Genomic DNA, 25914 nt, shown 5'->3' with positions numbered 1-25914 from the left:
GCCTCCGGCAGCTCCTACAGGGATTTTCAGCAGCCTTTGAAAATACCGGGCCGTCGCTCCACCATCGACCGCACACCTTCCTTGACGTCCTCGCTAGCCATCAACTTCTTCACCAGCAGCGGCAACGCCTGTGCCGCTGCGGTTTCCCCTTCATAGCGGGCCTGTCGTGCAGACATCAGTGTCGCTTGAACGCCGAGCGGCGCCTGACGGGCGATCCGCTCGGCCAGTTCAATCGCCCGGGGCAGCAAGTCCTCGCTGGCCATGACCTCCTGCACCAGACCCAGGTGCAAGGCGTCGCGGGCGTCGAATTCATCCCCGGTCAACAACCAGCGCATGGCATTGCCCCAGCCGGCCACTTGATGCAGGCGCAGGGTGGCACCGCCGAACGGGAAGATCCCGCGTTGCACTTCCATCTGCGCGAACCGGGTGTTGCTGGCGCACAGGTTGATGTCGGCGGCCAGCATCAACTCGATGCCGATGGTCAGGCAATAACCCTGGGCGGCGACAATCACCGGTTTGCTGACCCTGGGACCGGCGAACACCGCCCACGGATCACAGCCGCCGGGCGGAACCTGCCAGCCATCTGCCAGTGCCACACTGGCATTGACCAGATCGAGCCCGGCGGTAAAGTGTTCGCCATGAGCGAACACCACCGCCACCCGCACCTCGCTATCGGCCTCGAATTCGCCATAGGCCAGGCTCAGCGCGTTGAGCAGGTCGAGATCGAAGGCGTTGCGCTTGGCCACCCGATCCAGACCAATCAGGAACACATGGCCGCGCCGTTCGCGGCTGACTCGACTGGAACTGGGCTGATTCATGGAGCGGTCCTCGGGGTAGGAGAGGCGTGCGGGGACCTGCGGTCTGCACGGTAAGGGGTGAACCGTTTTAGCGCCATCACCCGCAAGGCCGGGCCTTTGAAAAATAGACGGCTGACCGATTATTCGCAAAGCCTGTGACACAACGGTGTATCCGGTGGATTTCCGATAAAAAAAGCTCCCTTTTTTGACGAATTCCGGTATAGTGCGCGCCGGCCTTTAACCGGGCCGCGTTTAGGTAGCGCAATTCCCCGAAGCCAGCTTCGGCTGCACGTCCGCCCAGCGGACTCTTCCTTGACGATTCTTTTCATTCATTCGTTTTCGCAAATCCCCGCCGACAAAGCTGCCAGGGCGACTCTTGAGTCTCAACACGGCATGTGCAGCTTTGGAGCATGGGTCTTTGCGGATGCACTTAGAGGCAGACCCATGACCCAGGAAATCGGCGGCTTCGCCGCTCTTGAACTTCATCCAAATATTGTCGCTGCAGTAGTCGCTACCGGCTATGAAGAGCCTTCGGCCATTCAGCAGCAGTCGATCCCGATCATTCTCGCCGGTCACGATATGATTGGTCAGGCGCAAACCGGTACCGGTAAAACCGCTGCCTTTGCCTTGCCAATTCTGCACCGCATTGATCCGTCCAAGCGCGAGCCGCAAGCTCTGATCCTGGCCCCAACTCGTGAGTTGGCGCTACAAGTTGCAACCGCTTTCGAAACCTACGCCAAGCAAATGCCAGGCGTGACTGTTGTGGCTGTCTACGGCGGCGCGCCGATGGGCCCACAACTGAAAGCAATCCGTAATGGCGCACAAATCGTTGTCGCCACTCCGGGCCGTCTGTGCGACCACCTGCGTCGCGACGAAAAAGTACTGGCGACCGTGAACCACCTGGTTCTCGACGAAGCCGACGAAATGCTCAAGCTGGGCTTCATGGACGACCTGGAAGTCATCTTCAAGGCCATGCCGGAAACCCGTCAGACCGTACTGTTCTCGGCAACCCTGCCTCAGTCGATCCGTGCCATCGCCGAACGCCACCTGCGCGATCCGAAGCACGTCAAGATTCAGAGCAAGACCCAGACCGTTACCGCGATCGAGCAGGCTCACCTGCTGGTTCACGCTGACCAGAAGACTTCGGCCGTTCTCAGCTTGCTGGAAGTGGAAGATTTCGACGCCCTGATCATGTTCGTGCGCACCAAGCAAGCGACCCTGGACCTGGCCAGTGCCCTGGAAGCCAAAGGCTACAAAGCCGCTGCGCTGAACGGTGACATCGCCCAGAACCAGCGTGAGCGCGTGATCGACTCCCTCAAGGATGGCCGTCTGGACATCGTTGTGGCGACCGACGTTGCCGCTCGTGGCCTGGACGTTCCGCGCATCACTCACGTATTCAACGTTGACATGCCGTACGATCCTGAGTCCTACGTTCACCGTATCGGCCGTACCGGCCGTGCCGGTCGCGAAGGTCGTGCACTGCTGCTGGTGACTCCGCGTGAGCGCCGCATGCTGCAAGTGATCGAGCGTGTAACCGGTCAGAAGGTTGCTGAAGTTCGCCTGCCGGACGCTCAAGCCGTTCTGGATGCGCGCATCAAGAAACTGACCAACAGCCTGTCGCCGCTGGTGGCCGAGGCCGAATCGACCCACGGTGATCTGCTCGATCGCCTGACCGCCGACATCGGTTGCAGCCCGCGTGCCCTGGCCGCAGCCCTGCTGCGCAAGGCAACCAACGGTCAAGCGCTGAACCTGGCCGCTATCGAGAAAGAGCGTCCACTGGTGCCGAACAATGCACCGCGTGGCGATCGTCCAGAGCGTTCCGGTGATCGTCCTGAGCGTGGCGACCGCGAGCGTCGTGCTCCGATGCCACTGGGCGAAGGCCGTGCACGTTGCCGTACCGCGCTGGGCGCGCGTGACGGTATCGCTGCCAAGAACCTGCTGGGCGCCATCCTCAACGAAGGTGGTCTGGCGCGTGAAGCGATCGGTCGCATCCAGGTGCGTGACAGCTTCAGCCTCGTCGAGCTGCCGGAAGATGGTCTGGAGAAGTTGCTGACCAAGCTGAAGGACACTCGCGTTGCCGGCAAGCAGTTGAAGCTGCGTCGCTACCGCGAAGATTGATCCGCTCTCGAGCTGATTGATCGAACATGAAAAATCCCCGACTGGTTCGGGGATTTTTTTTGCCTGTAAAAAAGATCGCAGCCTGCGGCAGCTCCTACAAGGGATCGCATTCCTCCGTAGGAGCTGCCGAAGGCTGCGATCTTTTGCTTTATTGGTCAGCCGAAACGATAGATGTCCATGCCCAGTGCGCCCATGGTAAATCCCTGATGGGCAATGCTGAACGGCCCACCGGCGGCGCGGGCAAAGTACAGCGGCAACAGGTGTTCGTCGCTGGGGTGGTTGCGCACGGCATGCGGTGCCTGCGCGCGATAGTCATGCAGTGCGGTTTCGTCGTTCGCTGCGAGTTTCTCGACCATCCAGTCGCGAAACGCCAGCGCCCAGGGCTCAACGCTCTCGGGGCCGGCGTGCCAGTCCAGCTCCCGCAGGTTGTGAGTGATGCTGCCGGAGCCGATCAGCAGGACGCCGTGCTCGCTCAGGCTGGCCAGCGCGTGGCCAACGCGGGTCTGCAGAGCGGGGCCGGCCCGGGTGGGCAGTGAAACCTGGACAATCGGGATGTCTGCTTGCGGGTACATCAGCGATAAAGGCACCCAGACGCCATGGTCGAAAGGCCGATTGCTGTCGATACGCGCAGGAAAGCCGGCGGTTTTCAGTAGCTCGGTAACCTCTGCGGCGAGTCGTGGGTCGCCGGGTGCCGGGTACTGGACCTCGAACAGGGCTTTGGGGAATCCGCCGAAGTCATGCCAGGTTTCAGGCTGCGGATTACCGCTGACCAGCAGCTCATTGCTTTCCCAATGTGCAGACACAATCACGATGGCTGTGGGCCTGGGGATCTCGGCGGCCAGGCGGGCGAGTGCCGGTCCGCTGGCGCCGGGTTCCAGGGCAAGCATGGGGGAGCCGTGGGATATGTACAGGCTGGGGAACATGAATGAGCTCCTGAGAGTTAAGATGCAACATCTTCAGTCAGATCATTAATCTAAATCTAATATAAGTTTTAGGGTGTTTTGATCGAATTTTCGGGGTTATTTATGCAGCCGGAGTTTTGGCACAAGAAATGGGCGGCGAATCAGATCGGCTTTCACCTGCCGCAGGTGAACCCTCATCTGAAGCGGTTCTGGCCAGCGTTAAGCCTTGAAGAGGGGGCGCGCGTGTTGGTGCCCTTATGTGGAAAAAGCCTGGATTTGCTTTGGCTCGCCCATCAAGGCCATGAGGTCCTGGGAGTCGAATTGTCGGAAAAAGCCATCGAGGAGTTTTTCAGCGAGCATGGCTTTGATCCGGCCGTCAGTGAGCAGGGGCCGTTCAAGGTCTATCGGGCAGGCTCCATCGAACTTTGGTGCGGCAATTTCTTTGAGCTGACGGCCGGTGACACGGCTGATTGCTCCGCGCTCTATGATCGCGCCGCGTTGATTGCGTTGCCGGCGGAAATGCGAGAGCGCTATGCCGCTCACTTGAAGCGGATACTGCCGAAGGAGTCCCATGGTCTGGTGATCACCCTGGACTATGATCAGGCGCAAATGCCCGGTCCCCCGTTTGCTGTGCTCGATGATGAGGTGCGGCGGTTGTTCGGGGACTCATGGGCGCTGAAGATCCTGGAAGATCAGGATGTGTTGAGCGACAGCGGGAAGTTTCTTGATGCAGGGGTCACGCGGCTGGAGGAGCGGGTATATCGGATCTCCAGTCAGTAATTAGTTGTTAGTCCAGGCCTCTTCGCGGGCAAGCCCGCTCCCACAATGATCTGAGGCGTTCACAGATCCTGTGGGAGCGGGCTTGCCCGCGAAGGGGCCCTGAAAGGCACTGAAGCTTTTGAACAGACAAAAAAAAGGCCCGCATCGCTGCGGGCCTTTTCATTTGCGGTGGAACCTCTTAGCCGCGGCGACGAGCCAGGGCGTCGATACGCTCTTCCAGTGGCGGGTGGCTCATGAACATGCGGGCGAACCCTTGCTTGATGCCACCATTGATGCCGAAGGCGTTCAGGGTGTCGGGCATATGCACCGGCAGGCCTTGTTCCGCCCGCAGGCGTTGCAGGGCGCCAATCATCGCGGCGGTGCCGGCCAGGTTTGCACCGGCTTCGTCGGCACGGAATTCGCGCTTGCGCGAGAACCACATGACGATGGCGCTGGCCAGGATGCCCAGAACCAGTTCGGCGAAGATGGTCGCCACGTAGTAGGCAATGCCCTGGCCTTCTTCGTTCTTGAAGATCACCTTGTCGACGAAATTGCCGATGATCCGGGCGAAGAACATCACGAAGGTGTTCACCACGCCCTGGATCAGTGCCAGGGTAACCATGTCGCCATTGGCCACGTGGCCGATTTCGTGGGCCAGGACGGCTTTCACTTCATCGGGTGAAAAGCGCTCGAGCAAGCCCTGGCTTACGGCGACCAGTGCGTCGTTCTTGTTCCAGCCGGTGGCGAAGGCGTTCGCCTCGTAGGCGGGGAAAATACCGACTTCGGGCATCTTGATCCCGGCTTCGCGGGACAGTTGCTCGACAGTTTGCAGCAGCCATTGCTCGTGACGGGTGCGTGGCTGGGTGATGATCTGGGTGCTGGTGCTCATCTTCGCCATCCACTTGGAGATGAACAGCGAGAACAGTGAACCGGCGAAACCAAAGACCGCACAGAAAATCAGCAGCTGATTGAGGTTGAGGTCAACCCCATTGGCCGCCATGAACCCGTTGAAGCCGAAAAGGCTCAGGGTGATGCTGGCAATCAGCACGACCGCCAGGTTAGTGGCCAAGAACAGCAGGATGCGCATCATGGTTGTAGAAATCTCCTCATGCTAAAGATGTAGCGTACTGCGGGGTATATAAGGTGCTGCACCGGGGTATTCAACCGGGTGACTATTTCAAACTGTGTCCTACGGCAATAGTCTAGCTGCTTGCAGGGCGTTTCCGACGCGAGTGCAGGAAGTGTTTGTCAGTCAATTCATGTCGAAGGCCCCGCCTTTGTTAGGCGCGAGCAGGCACGGCGTTGTCCGGCAGCGGGCAAGACGACTGCTTGTGACGCAATGCAAACAAATGTTGCCGGATGAAAGTCACCGTGCGACGGGCAGGCGTGTCGCACGGTGGTGGGCGCTTACTGGCGGTAGGACTTGAGGAAGCCGCCGATGCGTCCGATGGCCATCTCCAGGTCATCGACACGTGGCAGGGTCACGACGCGGAAGTGGTCTGGCCATGGCCAGTTGAATGCAGTGCCTTGAACCACCAGCAGCTTTTCGGAGAGCAGCAGGTCGAGGACGAATTTCTCGTCGTTGTGGATCGGGCAGACTTTCGGGTCGATGCGCGGGAAAGCGTACAGCGCGCCCATCGGCTTGACGCAGCTCACGCCCGGAATGTCGTTGAGCAGTTCCCAGGTGCGGTTGCGCTGTTCGAGCAGGCGACCTTGCGGCAGCACCAGGTCATTGATGCTCTGGTAGCCGCCCAGGGCGGTCTGGATCGCATGCTGGCTCGGCACGTTGGCGCACAGGCGCATGTTCGCCAGCATGTCGATGCCTTCGATGTAGCTCTGGGCGTGGTGTTTCGGACCGGAAATGGCGATCCAGCCGGAACGGAAACCGGCCACGCGATAGGACTTGGACAGACCGTTGAAGGTCAGGCACAGCAGGTCCGGCGCCAGGGAGGCGGTGCAGATGTGCACGGCATCGTCGTAGAGGATCTTGTCGTAGATCTCGTCGGAGAACACCACCAGGTTGTGCTGGCGGGCCAGTTCCAGCATGCCCAGCAGCACTTCCTTCGAATACACGGCGCCAGTCGGGTTGTTCGGGTTGATGATCACCAGGGCCTTGGTGTTCGGGGTGATCTTGGCCTTGATGTCGGCCAGGTCCGGCCACCAGTTGGCTTGCTCGTCGCACAGGTAATGCACCGGATTACCGCCGGACAGGCTCACGGCGGCGGTCCATAGCGGGTAGTCTGGCGCAGGCACCAGCACTTCGTCGCCATTGTTGAGCAGGGCCTGCATCGACATCACGATCAGTTCGGAAACACCGTTGCCCAGGTAGATGTCTTCAATGCCGACGCCTTCTACCTGCTTTTGCTGGTAATACTGCATCACGGCCTTGCGCGCACTGAACAGGCCCTTGGAGTCGCTATAACCCTGGGCGGTCGGCAGGTTGCGGATCACGTCCTGGAGGATCTCATCCGGCGCTTCGAAACCAAAAGGCGCCGGGTTGCCGATGTTCAGCTTGAGGATGCGATGGCCTTCCTCTTCCAGGCGCTTGGCGTGCTTGAGCACCGGGCCGCGAATGTCGTAGCAGACGTTGGCGAGCTTGTTCGATTTGCTGACCTGCATGGCGATGTGTTCCCGAAAATGAACGATCCAGACGGCGTTTGGACAGCCGTGCTGGGAATCCTGCGTATTCACACAGGCCCGGCGCCTTGAGATGCAGCACCCATATTTCCGTTTGAATGCGCGTGGTCTGGCTGCCAGACTGGCGTTTGACGAGGCGCAATCATACGTGCCGCCCGATCCGTGGAAAAGGTACAGATCGGGCTTTTTCAGCCGCTGAGGTGTGATGATGGAAAAGTTGGAAAAAACCCTGGAAGAATGGAAGGCGATGCTCGATCCAGAGCAGTACAACGTGTGCCGCCTCAAAGGCACCGAACGTCCGTTTTCCGGTAAATACAACGCCACCAAAACCGACGGTGTCTACCACTGCATCTGCTGTAGCGAACCGCTGTTCGACTCCAGGACCAAATTCGATTCCGGCTGCGGCTGGCCGAGTTTCTACGCGCCGATCGGCGACAGTGCCATGACCGAGATCCGTGATGTCAGCCACGGCATGATCCGCACCGAAGTGGTCTGCGCCAAATGCGACGCGCACCTTGGCCACGTGTTCCCGGATGGCCCACCGCCGACCGGCCTGCGTTATTGCATCAACTCGGTGTGCCTGGACCTCGTTCCCCGCGACTGATCCGAAGCGAACGGACCATGCGCTGAACCTGTAGGAGCTGCCGCAGGCTGCGATCCTTTGATCTTGATCTTCTGCGATCCAGAAAAAACAAAATCAAAAGATCGCAGCCTGCGGCAGCTCCTACAGGGTTGCGTGCCGGACAGCTGGCCTGAGCTGATTAATTAAATTGCACACAATTCAATTGCTCGCTATTTTGTTGGCTCTGGCATTCACTCGGAACTTCAAACATGAGCGACAACCTGCTGAGCATCCCTTGCACCACGATCAAGGGAGAGCAAAAGACCCTGGCGGATTTCGCCGGCAAGGCCGTGCTGGTGGTCAACACGGCCAGCAAGTGCGGTTTCACTCCGCAATACAAAGGCCTGGAGGAGTTGTGGCAGACCTACAAGGACCAGGGCCTGGTGGTGCTCGGTTTTCCCTGCAATCAGTTCGGCAAGCAAGAGCCGGGCAATGAAGGGGCGATCTCCGAATTCTGCGAACTGAACTTCGGTGTCAGCTTCCCGCTGTTCAAAAAGATCGACGTCAACGGCGCCGGCGCCCATCCCCTGTTCGTGCAGTTGAAAAAGCGCGCTCCGGGTGTACTGGGTTCCCAGGGCATCAAGTGGAACTTCACCAAGTTCCTGATCGGCAAGGACGGGCAACTGGTCAAGCGCTTCGCCCCGGCGACCAAGCCGCAGGACCTGACCCGCGAGATCGAAGCCCTGCTCAAATGAACACCTTGTCCGTCGATTCCCTGAAGCTCGACAGCCAGCTGTGTTTCAAGCTGTACGCAGCTTCCCGTGCGGTCATTCGCGCCTACAAGCCAATGCTCGATCAGTTGGGCCTGACGTACCCTCAGTACCTGGCGATGCTGGTGCTGTGGGAGTGGCAGGAAGCAGCCCCCGAGCAACCGACCGTGAAGGCACTGGGTGAGCGCCTGGCCCTGGATTCCGGCACGCTGACACCGTTGCTCAAGCGCCTCGAACAACTGCAACTGGTGCAGCGTCAGCGTTCGGCGCGTGATGAGCGTGAAGTGCACCTGAGCCTGTCGCCCGCCGGAACGGCCTTGCGCGATCAGGTCGGGCCACTCAAGGCGCGGTTGTTGTGCGACAGCGGGGTCGACCTGAATCGTCTCAACGACTTGCGCGATGGTCTCGACCACCTGTTGGGACAGATCAGGGCGCTGTCGTAGCGGGGATCCACAAATCCAGCAGGGCGGCCAGTTCTTCGCGCCGGAACGGTTTGGCCAGGTAGTCGCTCATGCCCGCGGCACGACAGCGTTCGCGCTCCTCCGACATGGCGTTGGCCGTCAGGGCGACGATGGGCAGTTGGGGCCAGCGTCCGCTGCGGCGGATCTGCCGGCTGGCTTCATAGCCGTCCATCACCGGCATGTTGCAGTCCATCAGCACCAGGTCGAACTCCCGTTGTTCGAGTTGATCCAGGGCCTCGGCACCATGGGCCGCGGTGGTCACCTCGCAGCCGAGTTTGCCGAGCATGCCTTTGGCCACCAGTTGGTTCACCGGATTGTCTTCCACCAGCAACACGCGTCCGCGGCGTAGCGGGCTCTGCGTTTCGTGCCGGACATCGTTGATCGGGTGGATTTCCGGTTGCAGGATCCGCCGCAAGCACTGATAGAGCGTATTGCGGGCCAGGGGGCGTGCCTGTTGTTGCAAGGGGGCGAGGGCGTTTACCTCTTCGCTGGGCATGAAATTGCCATACGCGGTGATCAGCAGGATCGGCGCGCTGAGGGCCGGGCGCAAATTGAACAGGCATTCGGGGCAGTCGGTGATGAGCACGTCGGCTGCCAGGCCAAGCAGTGAGTCATCCATGGAGCGCCGTTCATAGTCCAGCCCCCAGCCAGGCAACAGGCTGTTCAGCAGTTCACTCAGCCCGCTGCTGGCGGCCGTGATGGCGATGACTTTGCCATTGAGCGCAACAGCAGGCATTGCGCGGGTATGGCTGGGTAATGGCAGATCGGCGCAGAACTGACTGCCAAAACCCGCTTCGGAGCTGATCGTCAGGCGCCCCTGCATGGCTTCGCAAAGGTTGCAGGTCAGCGCCAGGCCCAGCCCGGTGCCGCCAAATTGGCGGGTAATACCGGCACCGGCCTGGGTGAAAGGCTGGAAGATCCTGGCCTGGGCTTCCTGAGGGATGCCGATGCCGGTGTCGCACACTTCGATTCTGACGCCGTCCCCGAACGTTGACAGGCGCACGTCGACACGCCCGAATCGGGTGAACTTGAGGGCGTTGGACAGCAGGTTACTGACGATCTGCCGCACCCGGGTCGGATCGCCGAGCACCAGTGCCGGGAAATGCGGATCGATCAGGCAGGTCAGTTCGACGCTGGGGGCGGCGTTTTGCGACAGCAGGTTGGCGGTGTCCTCGATCAGCGATCCGAGATCGAAGGGGATGTGCTCGAGCTCGAGCTGACCGGCATCGAATTTCGATAAATCGAGGATATCGTTGAGCAGTTCCACCAGTACCTTGCCCGAGTCATGGGCGATCGACAGCTGTTGCTGTTGTTCGGCATTCAGCGGTCCGTCGAGGGACAGCGCGATCATCCCGAGCAAGCCATTGAGGGGCGTGCGGATTTCATGGCTCATGTTGGCCAGGAACACCGAGCGGGCTTCGGCCATGTCGAGGGCGGTGCTGCGCGCGGCTTCCAGTTCCTCGTTGGATTGGCTCAGCCGGGCGTTGATCGCCTTGAGTTCGGCGGTGCGGGCCGAGACGATGTTTTCCAGCTGGCCAAGATATTCGGTCAGGCGGTTTTCCGCGTTGCGCCGCTGCCGGATTTCAGTGGCGATGTTTTTGAATTGCTGGTTGGCAACCTTGACCAGTACACCGATCTCATCGTTGGCGTGCCCGGCGGGACACTCCAGCGACGTCGGTTCGGTGTTGCCCGGGTCGCGACCGCTGAGCTCACGGATCACCCGCACCAGGGGTTTGGTCAGCATCACATAGAACAACGCCAGCAGGATGCCGGACAGCAGCAGGCTGCGGGCGAAGCCATTGATCAGGGTCACTTCGGCCCGGCGCAGGAACCGATTGCCGAAGGCATAGGTATCGACCTTCAGCCGCAGCGTACCCAGAGATTCGTTGGGTAAATGATCCAGGTAAAGCCGGTCTTCGAACTGGCGGCTTGCACCGAACAGGAAGTCACTGAGCATCCGGTAGCCGTTTTGCACCTCGGGTCGCTTGGCGTTGGCCAGCACGGTGCCGTTGTTGTCGGTCAGTTTCGCGCCGATGATCGCCGGCGAGCGCAGCAGGCCCTGGGTCAGCTCCTTGGCGAGTTCGGCGTCGATGTTGTAGGCGATTCGCGAGGCCGGGTTGTGGCTGATTTCCAGTAATGAAAGGATTTCACGATTGATGGAGGCGTCTTCACTGGCATAATCGATGCCAATTTGCAGCAGGCTGAGCAGCGTGCCCAGAATGAAACCGACCAGCACGGTCAGCCGGGCTTGCTTGAATGACAGCCGGTTGGTGAATTTGATGTCCATGGGAGGGTGAACCACTTCCGTTTCCTTTCGCTGCTCAAGCATAGTCGATCATGCCTGCCTGTTGATGTTCTCGCGAGGCCTGTACCGCGGGGGCAGCCGCTTGTGTGACGCTGTGTTTCGTCGCTGTATCACCATCATTACTGTGAACGTGCCCGAGGAGAAGTCGTGGATTCCCGATTGAATGCTTTTCTTGAACGCGCCGATGCCGTTCTGGCCCGTATCGAGCCGTTGCTGCCGGCACCCCGGCCAGCCATCGACTGGACGCAATGCCTGGCGGCGCGCTGGCAGCGTGAGTCTCGCGGCGGTTATCTGATGCCGCTGCAGGTCAGCCTCGACATGCGCCTGTCGGACCTGATCGGCGTCGACCGGCAAGTTGAGCAACTTGGGCGCAACACCCAACAGTTCCTCGATGGCATGCCCGCCAACCACGCCTTGCTGTGGGGCTCGCGCGGCACCGGCAAGTCGTCGCTGGTGCGCGCCTTGTTGGCCGAGCACGCTCAAGCCGGTTTGCGCCTGATCGAGATTGAACGCGATCACCTGGCAGACCTGCCGCGCGTGGTCGAACAGATCGGCAAACTGCCCCAGCGTTTCGTGCTGTTTTGCGATGACCTCTCGTTCGAGTCGGGCGAGGGCGATTACCGAGTGCTCAAAAGCGTACTCGATGGCTCGCTGGAACAGGCGCCGGACAACGTCCTGCTGTACGCCACGTCGAACCGTCGCCACCTGGTGCCGGAAAAGGAAAGTGACAACGAGAACTGGAAGCGGGTCGACGGTGAGCTGCATCCGAGCGAGGCGGTGGAGGACAAGATCGCGCTGTCGGACCGCTTCGGCCTGTGGCTATCGTTCTATCCGTTTACCCAGGAACACTTCCTCGACGTCGTCGAGCACTGGATCGGCCAGTTGGCCGGCAAGGCCGGACTGACATGGCAGCGCAGCGAAGAGCTGGACATCCTGGCGGTACGCTGGGCCACCGGCAGAGGCAATCGCAATGGACGTTGCGCTTATCAATTTGCCCGTTACTGGGTCGGGCTGAAACTGTTGGAGCACAAGGCATGATCGATTTACAAAAGAGCGGCCAGGGCCTCGAAGGCTACGGCATGCTGCACGCGCAGCTGGAGTCCTTGCTGGCGGACGAGCGGGACTTCATTGCCAATGCCGCGCAGTTCTCGGCGTTTCTGTTCAATCAGCTCGATGACCTGAACTGGGCCGGTTTCTACCTCAACCGCAATGAGGAGTTGGTGCTGGGCCCGTTTCAGGGGCAGATCGCTTGTGTGCGGATTCCGTTCGGACGTGGCGTCTGCGGAACGGCAGCCGCTACCTTGCAGACCCAGTTGGTCGAAGATGTGCACGCATTCCCAGGTCACATTGCCTGTGACAGCGCCTCGAACAGCGAACTGGTAGTGCCGCTGGTCAAGGACGGCCGATTGATCGGCGTGCTCGACCTCGACAGCCCGAAACTGGCGCGGTTCACCCCGCAGGACCAGGCCGGTATCGAGCAACTGGCGGCGATTTTCCTGCGCCTGACCGACTGCTGATCAAGACGCCAGGCCCGCCTTGACCAGCAGGCCCGGTGCGTCCACCGTATCGATCTGCGCAGGGTCGAGGAAGCGCCTGGCGTACTGCAAATAGATCTGTGCCCTGATGAACAGCCCGAACAGTTCCGGGTCGATGTGGGCATCACGGCACATGAACGCCATGATGCCCAGCGCCTCGCTCAAGGTCTTGGCTTTTTTGTAGGGGCGGTCGGCGGCCGTCAGCGCTTCGAAAATATCGGCAATCGCCATCATTCGCGCCGGCAGGCTCATGTCTGCTCGCTTCAAGCGTTTCGGATAACCACTGCCGTCCATTTTTTCGTGATGCCCGCCGGCTATTTCCGCGACGCTGCGCAGGTGCCCGGGGAATGGCAGATGGTTGAGCATCAGGATCGTCTGAACGATGTGGTTATTGATGACATAACGCTCCTCGCTCGTCAGGGTGCCCCGGACAATGCTCAGGTTGTACAGCTCGCCCCGATTGTATTTGTGGGGCGGAACGTCGAGTTTGAAACCCAGGGGATTGTCTTGCGGTATCACTTCGTTTTCGCTGCGTTCGAACAGGTGCTCGGGTTTGTCCGCCAGTAAGGGTTCGCTGACGGGCAGGGTGGGGGCGGGTGTTCGGGCCTGACGCCGGTTCTCTTCCCAGGACACGCCCAGCCGGTCATCCAGGGTCCGGGTCCAGGTGCGTTCAGCCACGCTGCGCAGGCGGTGCAGATCAGCGTCGGCCATGGCTTCGCCACCCAGATTGCAACGGGCAATGAAGGCGAAATCATCATCCAGCCCGGCCAGGCTGGCATCACGCAGTTCTGCCAGGGCTTGCTCGTCACCGCCCAGGGCAATGGCCTGCCAGTAGCTGATCCAGGCATCGCGCTTGAGTACCTCGAAGCGGGTGCGGATTTCGTGGATGCGATCGGTGAGGGTTTCCAGCTTCGTGGCTTTGTCGACGACGTATTCCGGTGTGGTGATCTTGCCGCAATCGTGCAGCCAGGCAGCGATGTGCAGTGCCTCCCATTCATCGTCGGTCGGCCGATAGGCGCTGAAGGCGGGGTCCTGGCTGGCCGCCGCCGCCCGGGCAAGCATCAGGGTCAGTTCCGGCACGCGCTGGCAATGGCCGCCGGTATAGGGGCTTTTGGCGTCGATGGCACCGGCCAGCAGTTGAATGAAGGCGTCCAGCAACTGTTTTTGTCGGGCTTGCAGACGCTGGCTTTCGATGCACACGGCCGCCGCGCCGGACACCGCCTGGAGAAACGCAATGCGGTCCGGCCGCAGTTTTTCCAGATCGCTTTGCTCGCCGCTGTCGGCCAATAGCAACACCAGCAGGCCCACGGTTTCGTTGTGACGATTATGCAGGCGGATTCCGATCAGATGGACCCGGGGACTTTCCAGCGCGAGCAAGATTTTCTGCAGATCGCCCGCTTGCTCGAACCCCAGGTTACTGACGACGTTGTCGACGTTTGCCAGCTGCTGCAGCCATGGGGGGCTTTGCGGGTTTTCCAGTGAATGTCCGCGGATGTCGAAGGATTGCAGGTTTTCGGTGGTGTCATTGATGATCAGTCCGTGGGGTTCCATGTGCCCGCCATCACCTTCACGCAGATAGATCAGGCCGGCCTGGGCCTGACCGATTTTCACGGTTTCAAACAACACGCGTTCCAGCAGGGGGGCGAAACGGGTTTCGGCGCTGAGGCTGTCAGTGATCTGGAAGAAGCTCGCCAGCGTGTCTTTCATCCGTGCCATCGACACGCTCAGTTGGTCGACTTCGAGCACCGGCGAGCGACGGGAAAGCGGAAAATTGAAATCGAAACTGCGAATCGCATCGGCCTCCTGCACCAGGGCGCGCAAGGGTTTGACCAGGACTCTGGAGGTCAGCCAACCCAGCGGCACGCATAACAGCAGCGTTGCCAGGGTAATGAGCGCACCTTGCCAGCGCATCCGGTAAGCATCGACGAGCAACTCGTCTTCCGGTACCAGCAGCGCCAGTTGCAGGCCTTGGGGGCCGCCTTCCTGCATGCTGCTGCGGGCCACGATCCACTGCCGGCCGTTGGCATCCAGGCGATTGCCCTCAGAGGGGTTGTTGAGTAACGCACCCAGGGGGAGGCTCAGGTCCGCGGCCTTGATCAGGCGGGATGTCTGATCATTGATGATCAGCCTGCGGCTGTCGGGGTAGGCGATGGCATTGCCTTCGGCATCGAACAGCACGATTTCGGTATGGGGGGTCACGACGTGCTTGGCCAGGGTCGCGCTGAGTTCGGCCAGGGTCAGGTCGGCGGCCATGATTGCCTTGTCGCCACTGCGTCGTGCCAGCGTCGTGCCAATGTCATGGGTGGAAAAAAAGATATAGGGTTCGGTCGTGATCTGTTCATTATCGCTACGGGCGCTGGTAAACCAGGCACGGCTGCGAGGGTCGTAGGTGTCGTTCAGGTTGTCCTGGCGACTGACGAGGGCCAGGTTGCGGTCGAAAAACAAAGACTGGGAACGAGCCTGGCCGCTGCTGTCGTGCTCAATGCTCCAGACCTGGTAAGCCGCCATGTCCGGAGCCTTGACCAGGGCTTTGACCTCTGGGGTATGCAGTGGGCGGACCATGAAAAAGTCGCCGTTGTCGTAGCCCAGGTACAGCGACGCCAGATTGGGGTTGTCCTCGAGTGACTGGCTGAACGGTTCGAGCAGTGCCAGGCGGTGTTCCAGATCAGCGGACTGGCCCGCCGGATTGAGTGCCAGCAGGCTCAACAGGTGGCGAATGGGTTGATAGGTGGCGTGCAGGTCCAGCCGGACATCCTGCTCGATACGGTTGAAGAGTTTTTCACTGCTGGACAGTATGATCTGGGTCGTTTGCCGGTAGTTGAAAAGACCCAGCAGCACTCCGGTCAGCAACAACAGAAAGGTGAACATCACACTGATATGGACATGCAGTGGAAACCGGCGTGGATCCGTGCGCAGTGGGTCAGGCATTGCGGGTTTCTCCATGAGGGTCAACACCCTGCCGAGGGTCCAAGCATAGTTAAGGCTCTGTCATTTTGCCTTCGTCGTAATGCTTGATCTGACGTAGTAACGCGTCCTCCAGCTCAAGCAGGGTGCGCTCCATGGATTGGCAGCATCCGGCCACTTTTTCGCGATCGAAATCCTCATGGCAGGCGGCTTCAAGCGCCTCGCAGCGGTCGATCAGGGGTGAGGCTTGCACTATTCGGGCTGCGCCTTTGATTTTGTGGGCAATGTCCTGCAGCGCCTGCGTATCCCCGAAGCTGGATAGCGACATCAGCGTTTGCAGATCCTGGCGGTTGCTGTTGACCAACTCGTTGAGCAATCGGCGGTTCAATATGGGGTCGCCTCCGGTCAGCAGTTTCAGCCCGTGCAGGCTGAACGCCGGGGCTGCATGGGTGGGCTCAATGTTTTCCATCCACTGGCTCAAGGCTCCGAGGCTAAGGGGTTTGAACAGACAGTCATCCATTCCGGCCTGTTTGCAGCGTTGTATTTCTTCCGGTTGGGCGTTGGCGGTGAACCCGAGTACGGTGCAGGGAGGGCGATGATTTTGACTTTCATGCCGGCGAATGGCACGGGCCAGCTCGTAACCGTTCATGAGCGGCATGTTGCAATCGGCGATCACCAGATCAAACGGTTGGTCTTTCCATGCCTCCAATCCCTCCTGGCCATCGGCCGCGACAGTAAATCGATGGCCTAGAAACTCCAGTTGCTGGCAGGTGAGCAAACGATTGGCCGAGTGATCGTCGACGACCAGAACATTCAGTGGGGTTGTGGCGACGACAATTTGCGTCTCGGCCAGCTGGGCAGATTGTTGCATCGGCAACGCTTCCAGGTGCAGCAATACCTCCACTTGAGTGCCGACCCCCGGCTCGCTGCGCAATTGCAGACTACCGCCCATCATCTCGCAGAGATTGCGGCTGATGACCAGCCCCAGCCCTGCGCCCCCCCTGGCCGATTGAACGGCGTTGTCGGCCTGGGCGAAGGGTTCGAACAGCCGGTATTGATCCTGTTCGCTGATCCCGATACCACTGTCGTGAACCTGCACCCGCATTTGCACACGATCAGGCTGCATTGCTGGCTGCAGGTCGACAATGACCCGGACCTGGCCTTGCTCGGTAAACTTGATGGCATTGCTGATCAGGTTGGACAGCACCTGCTTGAAGCGCAAAGGGTCCAGCAACACATCGAAGGTCGGGTTGGCCGAAGAAAACTCCAGCTTCAGTTCGAGTTCCTTCTGTCGGGCAAGGCCATCGAAAATCCGTACGACCGAGGCCACCAGTTCACCCGGATTAACGCGCTCCGGGCTAAGGCTCAAGCGCCCGGATTCGATTCTGGCAATGTCGAGGATGTCGCCAATCAGTTCCAGCAACCCTTTCGCCGAGTTGTACGCGACATCGATGGCCGGACGCTCCGGGTGCCGATGATCAAGACGCTTGAGTGTCAGTTCAAGCATGCCGATGATTGCATTCATCGGCGTGCGGATCTCATGGCTCATCGTGGCCAGAAACGTGCTTTTGGCGCGGTTGGCGTTATCGGCGTGTTCTTTCGCGCAGCGCAGATCATCGAGCAGTTGCCGACGTTCGCTGATGTCTATCCAGCCACCGATAATGCCTTGCACTTTCGCGCTGGAATCTCGGTAGGGGAGAATCCAGTGATAGATCGTCAGCCGCCGGCCACCAATGTGCAGTTCGCGATCGACGATCAACGGTCTGCCCTCGGTCACCACACGCTGGTAGTCAGCCTGGTACTCCCGGGCTTCGAACACATTGCTCATCGACCCCTGCATGACGCTTTTGCCGATGACATCTTCACGCCTGGCGCAGAACGCTTGCAGGTAACTGTCGTTGCAACTTTGCAGTAGCCCCTGGCGATCACGTACGTAGATCGGATGGGGCGTGCCATTGACCAGCGATCGCATGAACTCGAACTGATCGTTCAATGCACGCTCGGCGGCCTTGCGCTGCTTGATCTGGCGTCGCATGTAGTCGTTCCACGCAATGGAAATCAGCAATAGCGCACCGGCACCGATGACGATTTGGTAGAACAGTCTTTGATAATTGCGCCAGGTGCTTTGCGAGGACGCCGAATAGCCGCGCCATCGACTGTTGATGATGCCCAGTTCCTCCGGCGAGATGCTCAGCAGCGCCTTGTTCAGAATGGCGTTCAGCTCTTTGGCGTCCCGTGCAGTGGCAAGGGAGAACGCTGCCTGCTCGGTGCCGATGGTGGTGCTGATTTGCAAAGTGTGTTCGAACAACCGCGACGAAATGAAGTAGTTGGCAATGACCAGTGAGTTCACCACGCCTTCGGCCTGACCTTCGGCGAGCATCTCTACGGCGCTGAAAGTGTCCGGGGTTTCGATCAGCTTGATCCGGGGAAACTCTCTGCGCAGGTAATCCCTGAGTGGATTGCCGCGGGCAATGGCCAGGCGCTTGTCCTGCAACTGCTCGAGGTTGGTCGGACTGTCGGCGGCTTTACGGGTCAGCAGGACGTAGGAATTTTCCAGAAAGGGGCGGGTAAAGTTCAGCTGGGACTGACGTTTGGCGCTGGGGAGCAACGCGGCGATCACATCGGCCTGGCTGTTTTTGATCTGTTTGATCATCTCGTCATCGTTTCGACTGCGCTGGATGTCAAAGCGCAAGCCGGTGCGCAGCCTGATCAGCTCAAGCAAATCCGCACTGACCCCGCGAAAGTTGCCATTGCTATCGAAAAACGTCAGTGGCGCAAAGGCTTCGTTGACGACGACGCGCACTATCGGGTGTTGGGCCAGCCAGCGTTCTTCCCGGTCAGTGAGTTGCAGCTTTTGATCGGTCAGCAGAATGTCGCTGCCGGCGCTCCAGCGTTTGGCGATGTTTTCTCGCTCACTGGAGGGAATGGCCTTGATCATCGCGTTGATGATGCCGAGCAGTTCGGGGGCGTTCCTGTTGACGGCAAAGCTGAAACCGTGGGCTTCATGTTTGCCGAAGTTGGCCATCCGGATGTTGTTCAAGTACCCCTTGTTGATCATGTAGTGAGTTGAAATCGTGTCACCGAGAAACACATCCGCCTGATCGAAGGCAACGGCATTGATCGCATTCTGGTAGGACGGATAGGACGTGATGATCGCCTTTGGGTACAACGCCTTGACTTCCGCCAGCGGCAAATAGTGATACACCATGCTCAGGCGCAATCCGGCCAGGCCATCGGTGAGAGATCGGGTTTCCCCTTCGCGGGTCACCAATACGGGTTGGTCGACGGCATAGGGTATGGACAGTGCAATCCCGGCAATGCCAGCCTCGAATCCATTGGCAGTGCCAAGCAGATCGACATCGCCGTTCTGTAGCGCAGCGATCGCGGCTCCTCGGGATTCGAAACGCTGAACCTTGACCGGCAATCCGGTTGCTGTTTCCAGAAGGCCAGCGTAATCGGCGGTAAAGCCTTCATAGTCCTGACCACTGGTGGTCAGGTCGAAAGGGGGGTAGTCCGGGGCCGACGTGCCGAGCGTCAGTTGATTTTTGTTGTTTATCCATTGTTGCTGGGATTCATCCAGTCGAATCTCCAGCGCGCCGACCTTCGAGCGACTGAGCAGCGTGTAGAGTTCATTGTCCGGTGCTCCGAATAACGACGTGCTCACACATAGACCTGCGGTCACTTGAATCAGATAGACCTTCAAACGGCTGGGCATCCAGGTTCTCACACGAGTGCGTTACGTTTTGCCATCTCGATCAGTTCAACCAGGGATTTGGCTTTGAGTTTCTGCATGAGGCGCTTTTTGTAGGTGCTCACGGTCTTGTTGCTCAGAAACATGCCCTTGGCGATTTCCTTGTTTGTGCGACCTTGGGCAAATAGTTGCAGGACCATCAGTTCCCGGTCGTTTACGGACTTGAACAGTTCCAATTCGATACAACGTGTTTCATCTCCGTGGATGGGGTTCAAGGCCTCACTCGGGAAATAGTTGTAACCTGAAAATACCGCTTTTATGGAACTCACCAGTTCACTGATGTCCTCTTGTTTGCAGACATAACCCGAGGCTCCGGATTGCATGCAACGAATACCGAAGAGTGTCGGGCATTGTGCGGTCAGTACCAGTGTTTTAGGAGGATTGCTCATTGCGTTGAACCGGGACAGCACTTCCAGGCCATCCAGTTTTGGAATGCTGATATCGAGAATGACCAGGTCCGGCATACATTCGCGAACCATTTGCATGGCGTCGACCCCATTGTCAGTTTCGCCGACGACTTTGTAACCTTCGTGTTCCAGCAACATTCGAACGGCAAGGCGGATAACCGGGTGATCGTCGACAATAAAAACGGAGTTCATAATCAAGTCCCATGCGAGCTCAAATAAAGCGCGCACCTTAGCTCAGTTACTTGAAGGGACGCATGAACGGACCGGGCTGTAGCAGCAATATAGGAGAAATCCTACAAATTAAGAGGAATGGGACTACGTATTAACTAGGTTTCTTGTTAGGAAGTCCGGGGAAGTCCGGCGGTTTTGTGCACTTTTCAAGGAAGTTGTTTGTAGGTTTTACGTTGTGCATTTGTCGGTTTTTATATGTGTTTTTTGATTATGTTGGTGCCAGGCTCAACAGGTCTCTAAATTCAGAATGTTTCAATGGTTTTATCAAGTAACCCAATAATGGCAGCCCGTGTTCGTTGGCCGTTTTTACAAGTTCATCCAGTTCAGACGTCGTCAGGCTGCTCAGTATGATCGCCTGCCTGATCAGCCCTCGCTGACTGGCGAACCGGACCAGATCGAGCCCTGTCAGATCGGGCAGGCATTGATCGCATAAAAGGATGTCGAATGGCTGTTTAACTCCGAGCATCTGCTGCATGGCGCTTCTGGCGCTGTCGGCGGCAGTCAGTCGGGTGAAGCCATAACTTTCCAGCAGGCATTGAGTGGCTATCAGTTGGAAGGGGTGGTCCTCCACCACGAGGATGCGTAGATCGTCTTCGGCCATGGTGCACACTTCGTCTGTCGAACAGAGGGAGGGCGATTGTTTCGCGAGAGCGTCGGACAGGCGATCAGTTCGCTCGCCATGTGTTGTAGGGCGATTCGACGAGACTTGAGTGCTGTTGGAGGTTGAAGGGGGATCAGCCAAAACGAACGCCGTAATGGCTGATCAAACGAAGCCCCTCAGTGGCTGGCACGGCCGGTCATTTCCAGGGCCATGTCACTGGCATAGCTGTCGGTCATGCCGGCGATGAAATCAATCATGCGCAAAAACGACGTGTGCAGCGGGCCGTGAGGATCGGGTGCATTGTTACCCAGCAGATCAAGGATGCGGCGGCTTTTGAATGACGGGGTCCGACCGTTGTGTTGCTCCAGTGCTGCACCGCAAAAGGCGTTGAGGAGGATTTCCAGCGTGGTGTAGGCGCCAATCTCGTGCAGGGTCTTGCGCTTGTCCTGGAAGATTTTCTTGCGGGCCATGTCCTTGGCGTTCAGCACGCAACGCTTGGCGGGCCCGTGCATGTGCTCCACCAGGTCACCGGGCAATGTGCCGGCCAGCAGCGCGTCCTGTTGCTCGACGAAGGCGCGGGCCGCGGCATTGGTCAAGTGTTCGATGGCCTTGCCGCGCAGGATCGCCAGTTTGCGTCGGCGCGAATCTCCGGGACCGAGCTGGCGGTAGGTCTCCGGCAAGTCGTCGCCCACCAGGTCCAGCAGCAGGGACTCGACTTCGGCGTATTCCAGCAACTCCATTTCGAGGCCGTCTTCCAGGTCGATCAGCGCATAGCAGATGTCGTCGGCGGCCTCCATCAGGTACACCAGCGGATGCCGCGCCCAGCGTTGCTCTTCAAGTTGTGGCAGGCCGAGTTTATGGGCGATCTGCTCCAATAGCGGCAGCTCGCTCTGATAACAGCCGAACTTGTGTTTCTTGTAGCCCAACGAATCGGCGTGCCTGGCCGTCCATGGATACTTCAGGTAGGTGCCCAGGGTTGCATAGGTCAGTCGGGTGCCGCCGTCGAACTGGTGATACTCCAGTTGCGTGAGTACCCGAAAGCCCTGGGCGTTGCCTTCGAAATTCAGGAAGTCATTGCGCTCGGCTTCACTCATCGCATCCAGCCAGCCGCGGCCAGCGGCTTGCTGGAACCAGTGGCGGATCGCGTCTTCACCGGAATGGCCGAAAGGCGGGTTGCCGATGTCGTGTGCCAGGCAGGCCGATTGCACCACCATTCCCAGGTCGCTGGGTTCGCACCAGTCGGGCAGGGCGTTGCGGATGGTTTCGCCGACCCGCATGCCCAGCGAGCGCCCCACGCAACTGACTTCCAGCGAGTGGGTCAGGCGCGTATGAATGTGATCATTGCTGGATACCGGATGGACCTGGGTCTTGCGCCCGAGGCGGCGGAAAGCCCCCGAGAAAATGATGCGGTCGTGGTCTTTGTGAAAAGGGCTGCGGCCGAGTTCTTCAGGGCTGTGCAGAGGCTTTCCGAGGCGTTCGCGGGTAAGCAGGGTGTGCCAATCCAAGGCGGGACTCTCCGTCAGGTGACTGATGGCCTAGCTTCCCGTTTCGCGTCATGACCTGCAAGCGGAACTACAACCCGGCGGCGTCGATATCGAGGCCTCCTTGCAAGAACTTTTTACGGAGGGGAGCAATTGACCGGATAGGCGCCCAGGATTGCCCCCTCGATAGAGGGGGCATCCCGTCGACACTGCAAGAGCGTAGCCAGAAGGAAACTGATCAGTCTTTGCGCGAAGAGCCCTGCATGATCAGTTTGATCAGCGGCCCCAGTGTGGTGCCGAGGCGGATCAGCCGGGTCAGGCTGCTGAGGCCGCCACCGTTCTTAGCGCCCTTGCCGGTCAGAAAGCCCAGCAAGGTGACGGCGGCCACGCCCCAGAGTGGAGCGTGTTTGATGCCGAAACCGTCCTGCAGGTTCTGCGTCATCCCGCGCACGCGTTGCAAAGGTTGCAGCAGTTGCGCGGATTCGTGGCGGATTTCCTGGCGGTGCATTTCCATGCGCAGGCGAATCAGCGCCTTGCGCATTTCCGTGCGTGAGCTGTTGTGTGGCAATTCAGGCAGGTTCATGGCAGCAGGCGCTCCCGATCGTTGGCCAGCTCTTCCAGCGTACCGTGGAAGGGCGAGGACTCATCGAAAATCGCTGCCCTCAAACGCATCGCGCAGAATATGGCGGCGAGGGTGTAGAACACGCAGAGCCCGATGATGGCGGTCAGGCGATAGGTGTCCCAGAACACGATCAGCACCAGCGTCGACAGCCCTACCAACAGCAGCAACGCAAACACCAGCGCCAGACCGGCAAACAGCAACAGGCTGACGGTGCGGGCTTTCTGTTCCTGCAACTCGATGCCGAACAGTTCGACATGGCTGTGCAGCAACCCCAGGAAGGCAGCACCCAGGCGCCGCGATGAGGAGCTTGTTCCCGTCGCAGACGGGTCGGATTCACCGATCGACATATCAGCGCCGGCTGGCCAGCAGGCCGATCAGGAAACCCATGCCGGCCGCGATCCCGACCGATTGCCAAGGGTTGGCCTGGACATAGTCTTCGGTGGCGGTGACAGCCGCCTTGCCGCGTTCGCGCAGGGAGTCTTCGGTCAGCTTCAGGGTTTCACGGGCACGCAAGAGACTGTCGTGAATCTGCTCGCGCAACTCGTCGGCCTGGTCGCCGGCCAGGGTCGCGGTGTGCTCCAGCAACCGTTCGGTGTCACTGACCAGTGTCTGAAAGTCGTTCATCAGGATTTCTTGAGCAGTCTTTGCCTGGATGCGGGCCATGGTGGATCTCCATAAGTGGCTTTCTGATGCGTTCGAGTATGAGCCTTCGGCGAAGGTTCAGTACAAATGACTGGTACAACTTTTGCTGTGTCGTGGTGCGCCGGTCCGCACCATTGCGCTATAGCCGGGCATGATTTCAGTAAAACCGTAGGACCAACAATCAAAAACTCGCGCAAACGTCCGGGTCACGTTTTTCCCGGGCGGTGTCCGTGCACCAAGGCGGTTCAACGAGATCAGTCCTCTGATGCTTCGAAGCTGCAACTTGGTGCATGGGCAGTCATCGCGAACTGCTTTGGTGCTTTTTTCTGCCATAAGGTCTGCCCATCCCATGGAAAATCTGCAAAGCGCCGTGGACACCCTGGTCCATAGCTCCAACACGCTGTTCATTCTGATCGGTGCGGTCATGGTACTGGCCATGCACGCCGGTTTTGCCTTTCTCGAAGTCGGAACCGTGCGACAGAAAAACCAGGTCAATGCCTTGTCGAAAATCCTCAGCGACTTCGCCGTATCGACACTGGCCTACTTCTTTATAGGCTATTGGATTTCTTATGGCGTGACGTTCATGCAACCGGCGGCCGTGCTCAATGCCGACCATGGTTATGGACTGGTGAAGTTTTTCTTCCTGCTGACCTTTGCCGCGGCGATTCCCGCGATCATTTCCGGAGGAATCGCCGAACGCGCCCGGTTTGTCCCGCAGCTGTGTGCAACCGCGTTGATTGTCGCGTTCATCTATCCGTTCTTCGAAGGCATGGTCTGGAATGGCAACCTGGGTTTGCAAGCCTGGCTGCTGGAGCGCTTTGGCGCCGGTTTCCATGATTTCGCAGGTTCGGTGGTGGTGCATGCCATGGGCGGTTGGCTGGCACTGGCGGCGGTGCTGTTGCTCGGGCCGCGAAATGGCCGCTATCGCGAAGGTCGGCTGGTGGCGTTCGCGCCTTCGAGCATCCCGTTTCTGGCGTTGGGCTCGTGGATCCTGATTGTTGGCTGGTTCGGCTTCAACGTCATGAGCGCGCAAACCCTGCAAGGTGTCAGTGGACTGGTGGCGGTGAACTCATTGATGGCCATGGTGGGCGGTACGGTGGCCGCGCTGATCGTCGGGCGCAACGACCCCGGATTTCTGCACAACGGCCCGTTGGCGGGGCTGGTGGCGATCTGCGCCGGTTCCGACCTGATGCACCCGGTAGGGGCGCTGGTGACCGGCGCCGTCGCGGGGGCGTTGTTTGTCTGGTGCTTTACTGCCGCTCAGGTCAAATGGCGTATCGACGATGTACTGGGTGTCTGGCCGCTGCACGGCTTGTGCGGCGTGTGGGGCGGTATTGCCTGCGGCATTTTCGGCCAGAGCGCTTTGGGCGGGCTGGGTGGGGTCAGCCTGATCAGCCAGTTGATCGGCACGGCACTGGGCGTCACCGTGGCACTGGCCGGCGGGTTTGCCGTGTATGGCGTGATCAAGGCTCTGCATGGATTGCGCCTGAGTCAGGAGCAGGAGTATTACGGCGCGGACCTGTCGATCCACAAGATCGGCGCCGTGAGCCAGGACTGACACAGGTCTCATCATCGTCGGTGGCATCAGGCAGGAGACTCAATGGCTCGACGGTTTTTCGGAGCAGGCCTAGAATGGTCACTTCATTTTCTGGTTGAGCGCTCATGCTTCCCGAATGTCAGCTGTTCGGCACCCTTGGATGCCATCTCTGTGAAGTAGCCGAAGCCATGTTGATGGAGTTTGTCGAGCGCGGTCTGCTGGTGGAACTGGTGGATATCGCCGACGATGAAACCTGGTTCGCCGCCTACAGCCTGCGTATTCCGGTGTTGCGGCGGGTCGACACCGGCGCTGAACTGGGCTGGCCGTTCAGTGCCGATGAGGTGGTGGCGTTCTTGCGTTAAGTGGCTTTTGCGCCGATGTTACTTCCCGCCTGTCGAACTTTGCGATTGATCCCCTTGGCTTATCCGGTACTGATCGGATACTGTATGCGCATACAGTTATTCGTGGTGCCTGCATTGCCGCTGCTGATTTTCGGCAGCGAGCAGACAAGCCCGGGCGTGAGAGGGATGAATCGTGGTCAATGTCGAACAGTTGAAGAGCAGCGTGAACCGGATGTCTGCAGACGTCGTGAGTGAAGCCGTTCTTGAGTTGCGTCTGGATGGACTGGTGACCGAGGGCAAGACACCCTTCAACAAAACGCATTTCAATACCTGTTTCGCAGAAATCGAAGCCTTGTTTCAACGCGCGGGGTATCACCGGCAACTCGATGTCGTGGGTTATCAGGGGTTGTTGTACGCCCTCTATGACCCCGCTCGCTGGGAGGCGGTCGATGTATTGCGCTGGCTCAAGGAATACACTGAAGCGGCGGCGCGTACACGGATTCCGGCTTGAGGCTAGGTTCATTCCCCGTGCTGTTGGATAATGCCGCTCT

At 59.3% G+C, this 25914-nt stretch carries 23 protein-coding genes; 10 read left to right on the top strand and 13 right to left on the bottom strand.

Translation table 11 applies throughout. From position 1 onward, the window contains the following. Positions 1–26: 26 nt before the first annotated feature. Positions 27–818, bottom strand: coding sequence for a crotonase/enoyl-CoA hydratase family protein (locus ACEN83_RS22245; protein ID WP_495578457.1), 792 nt, complete (start codon positions 816–818; stop codon positions 27–29). 423 nt (positions 819–1241) lie between these two features. On the opposite strand from ACEN83_RS22245, the gene ACEN83_RS22240 reads away from it, so the two are divergent. Then, positions 1242–2915: a DEAD/DEAH box helicase gene (locus ACEN83_RS22240; protein WP_007973525.1), complete on the top strand. Its 1674-nt coding sequence runs from the start codon at positions 1242–1244 to the stop codon at positions 2913–2915. 155 nt (positions 2916–3070) lie between these two features. Here ACEN83_RS22240 and ACEN83_RS22235 read toward each other — a convergent pair whose 3' ends face one another. Next, positions 3071–3838, bottom strand: a complete 768-nt coding sequence (locus ACEN83_RS22235; RefSeq protein ID WP_495578456.1) for a DODA-type extradiol aromatic ring-opening family dioxygenase — start codon at positions 3836–3838, stop codon at positions 3071–3073. Positions 3839–3940: 102 nt separating this feature from the next. Here ACEN83_RS22235 and ACEN83_RS22230 point away from each other — a divergent pair, with 102 nt between their 5' ends. Further along, positions 3941–4597: a thiopurine S-methyltransferase gene (locus tag ACEN83_RS22230; RefSeq protein ID WP_495578455.1), complete on the top strand. Its 657-nt coding sequence runs from the start codon at positions 3941–3943 to the stop codon at positions 4595–4597. Positions 4598–4775: 178 nt separating this feature from the next. Here the strand turns inward: ACEN83_RS22230 and htpX are convergent, their stop codons facing one another. After that, complete coding sequence (gene htpX, locus ACEN83_RS22225; protein ID WP_007973520.1) at positions 4776–5666, bottom strand: protease HtpX; 891 nt, start codon at positions 5664–5666, stop codon at positions 4776–4778. A 317-nt stretch (positions 5667–5983) separates the two neighbouring features. After that, positions 5984–7195 (bottom strand): pyridoxal phosphate-dependent aminotransferase, encoded by a 1212-nt coding sequence (locus ACEN83_RS22220; RefSeq protein WP_007973513.1) that lies wholly within the window; start codon positions 7193–7195, stop codon positions 5984–5986. A 226-nt stretch (positions 7196–7421) separates the two neighbouring features. Here ACEN83_RS22220 and msrB point away from each other — a divergent pair, with 226 nt between their 5' ends. The 3 genes from msrB (at position 7422) to ACEN83_RS22205 (ending at position 8988) form a co-directional block, all read left to right on the top strand. Then, complete coding sequence (gene msrB / locus ACEN83_RS22215; protein WP_007973511.1) at positions 7422–7817, top strand: peptide-methionine (R)-S-oxide reductase MsrB; 396 nt, start codon at positions 7422–7424, stop codon at positions 7815–7817. Positions 7818–8044: 227 nt separating this feature from the next. Next, a complete protein-coding gene (locus ACEN83_RS22210; RefSeq protein ID WP_477775057.1) occupies positions 8045–8530 on the top strand; it encodes a glutathione peroxidase in 486 nt (161 codons plus the stop codon). After that, entirely contained in the window at positions 8527–8988 is a 462-nt protein-coding gene (locus tag ACEN83_RS22205) for a MarR family winged helix-turn-helix transcriptional regulator (protein ID WP_007973507.1), read from the top strand. Before ACEN83_RS22210 ends, ACEN83_RS22205 begins: the two co-directional genes overlap by 4 nt. Here the strand turns inward: ACEN83_RS22205 and ACEN83_RS22200 are convergent. Beyond that, positions 8972–11293, bottom strand: a complete 2322-nt coding sequence (locus tag ACEN83_RS22200) for a hybrid sensor histidine kinase/response regulator (RefSeq protein ID WP_495578454.1) — start codon at positions 11291–11293, stop codon at positions 8972–8974. The two genes, ACEN83_RS22205 and ACEN83_RS22200, sit on opposite strands and share 17 nt — an antisense overlap. A gap of 165 nt (positions 11294–11458) precedes the next feature. Between ACEN83_RS22200 and ACEN83_RS22195 the strand changes: the two genes are divergently transcribed. Beyond that, on the top strand, positions 11459–12349 hold the full coding sequence (locus ACEN83_RS22195) for an ATP-binding protein (RefSeq protein WP_495578453.1): 891 nt from the start codon (positions 11459–11461) through the stop codon (positions 12347–12349). Then, on the top strand, positions 12346–12828 hold the full coding sequence (locus tag ACEN83_RS22190; RefSeq protein ID WP_095966417.1) for a GAF domain-containing protein: 483 nt from the start codon (positions 12346–12348) through the stop codon (positions 12826–12828). The genes ACEN83_RS22195 and ACEN83_RS22190 overlap by 4 nt, the downstream gene beginning before the upstream one ends. Here ACEN83_RS22190 and ACEN83_RS22185 read toward each other — a convergent pair whose 3' ends face one another. The 8 genes from ACEN83_RS22185 to ACEN83_RS22150 form a co-directional block, all read right to left on the bottom strand. Further along, entirely contained in the window at positions 12829–15774 is a 2946-nt protein-coding gene (locus ACEN83_RS22185) for an HD domain-containing phosphohydrolase (RefSeq protein WP_495578452.1), read from the bottom strand. It lies immediately after the preceding gene. 49 nt (positions 15775–15823) lie between these two features. Further along, complete coding sequence (locus ACEN83_RS22180; protein ID WP_495578451.1) at positions 15824–19465, bottom strand: transporter substrate-binding domain-containing protein; 3642 nt, start codon at positions 19463–19465, stop codon at positions 15824–15826. An 8-nt stretch (positions 19466–19473) separates the two neighbouring features. Beyond that, positions 19474–20100 carry a response regulator transcription factor gene (locus tag ACEN83_RS22175; RefSeq protein ID WP_007973494.1) on the bottom strand — a complete coding sequence of 209 codons (627 nt, stop codon included), beginning with the start codon at positions 20098–20100 and terminating at the stop codon, positions 19474–19476. Between the two features lie 247 nt (positions 20101–20347). After that, positions 20348–20740: a response regulator gene (locus ACEN83_RS22170; protein ID WP_116580083.1), complete on the bottom strand. Its 393-nt coding sequence runs from the start codon at positions 20738–20740 to the stop codon at positions 20348–20350. A gap of 176 nt (positions 20741–20916) precedes the next feature. Beyond that, positions 20917–22245: a deoxyguanosinetriphosphate triphosphohydrolase gene (locus ACEN83_RS22165; protein WP_102700815.1), complete on the bottom strand. Its 1329-nt coding sequence runs from the start codon at positions 22243–22245 to the stop codon at positions 20917–20919. Between the two features lie 214 nt (positions 22246–22459). Next, positions 22460–22804: a hypothetical protein gene (locus ACEN83_RS22160; RefSeq protein WP_104448904.1), complete on the bottom strand. Its 345-nt coding sequence runs from the start codon at positions 22802–22804 to the stop codon at positions 22460–22462. After that, positions 22801–23190 carry a phage holin family protein gene (locus ACEN83_RS22155; protein WP_102700817.1) on the bottom strand — a complete coding sequence of 130 codons (390 nt, stop codon included), beginning with the start codon at positions 23188–23190 and terminating at the stop codon, positions 22801–22803. Before ACEN83_RS22155 ends, ACEN83_RS22160 begins: the two co-directional genes overlap by 4 nt. A gap of 1 nt (position 23191) precedes the next feature. Next, entirely contained in the window at positions 23192–23506 is a 315-nt protein-coding gene (locus tag ACEN83_RS22150) for an ElaB/YgaM/YqjD family protein (protein ID WP_495578450.1), read from the bottom strand. Positions 23507–23834: 328 nt separating this feature from the next. On the opposite strand from ACEN83_RS22150, the gene ACEN83_RS22145 reads away from it, so the two are divergent. From ACEN83_RS22145 to ACEN83_RS22135, 3 genes are all read left to right on the top strand, one after another. Beyond that, entirely contained in the window at positions 23835–25043 is a 1209-nt protein-coding gene (locus ACEN83_RS22145) for an ammonium transporter (protein ID WP_007973484.1), read from the top strand. A gap of 104 nt (positions 25044–25147) precedes the next feature. Next, a complete protein-coding gene (locus ACEN83_RS22140; protein WP_007973483.1) occupies positions 25148–25384 on the top strand; it encodes a glutaredoxin family protein in 237 nt (78 codons plus the stop codon). A 172-nt stretch (positions 25385–25556) separates the two neighbouring features. Beyond that, positions 25557–25874: a transcriptional regulator gene (locus ACEN83_RS22135; RefSeq protein ID WP_495578449.1), complete on the top strand. Its 318-nt coding sequence runs from the start codon at positions 25557–25559 to the stop codon at positions 25872–25874. The last annotated feature ends 40 nt before the right edge of the window (positions 25875–25914 follow it).

It is taken from the genome of Pseudomonas sp. Pseusp49 (assembly GCF_059491875.1).
Note: the sequence above shows the minus strand (reverse complement) of the source record. Positions and strands in the feature narration are given on the sequence as shown.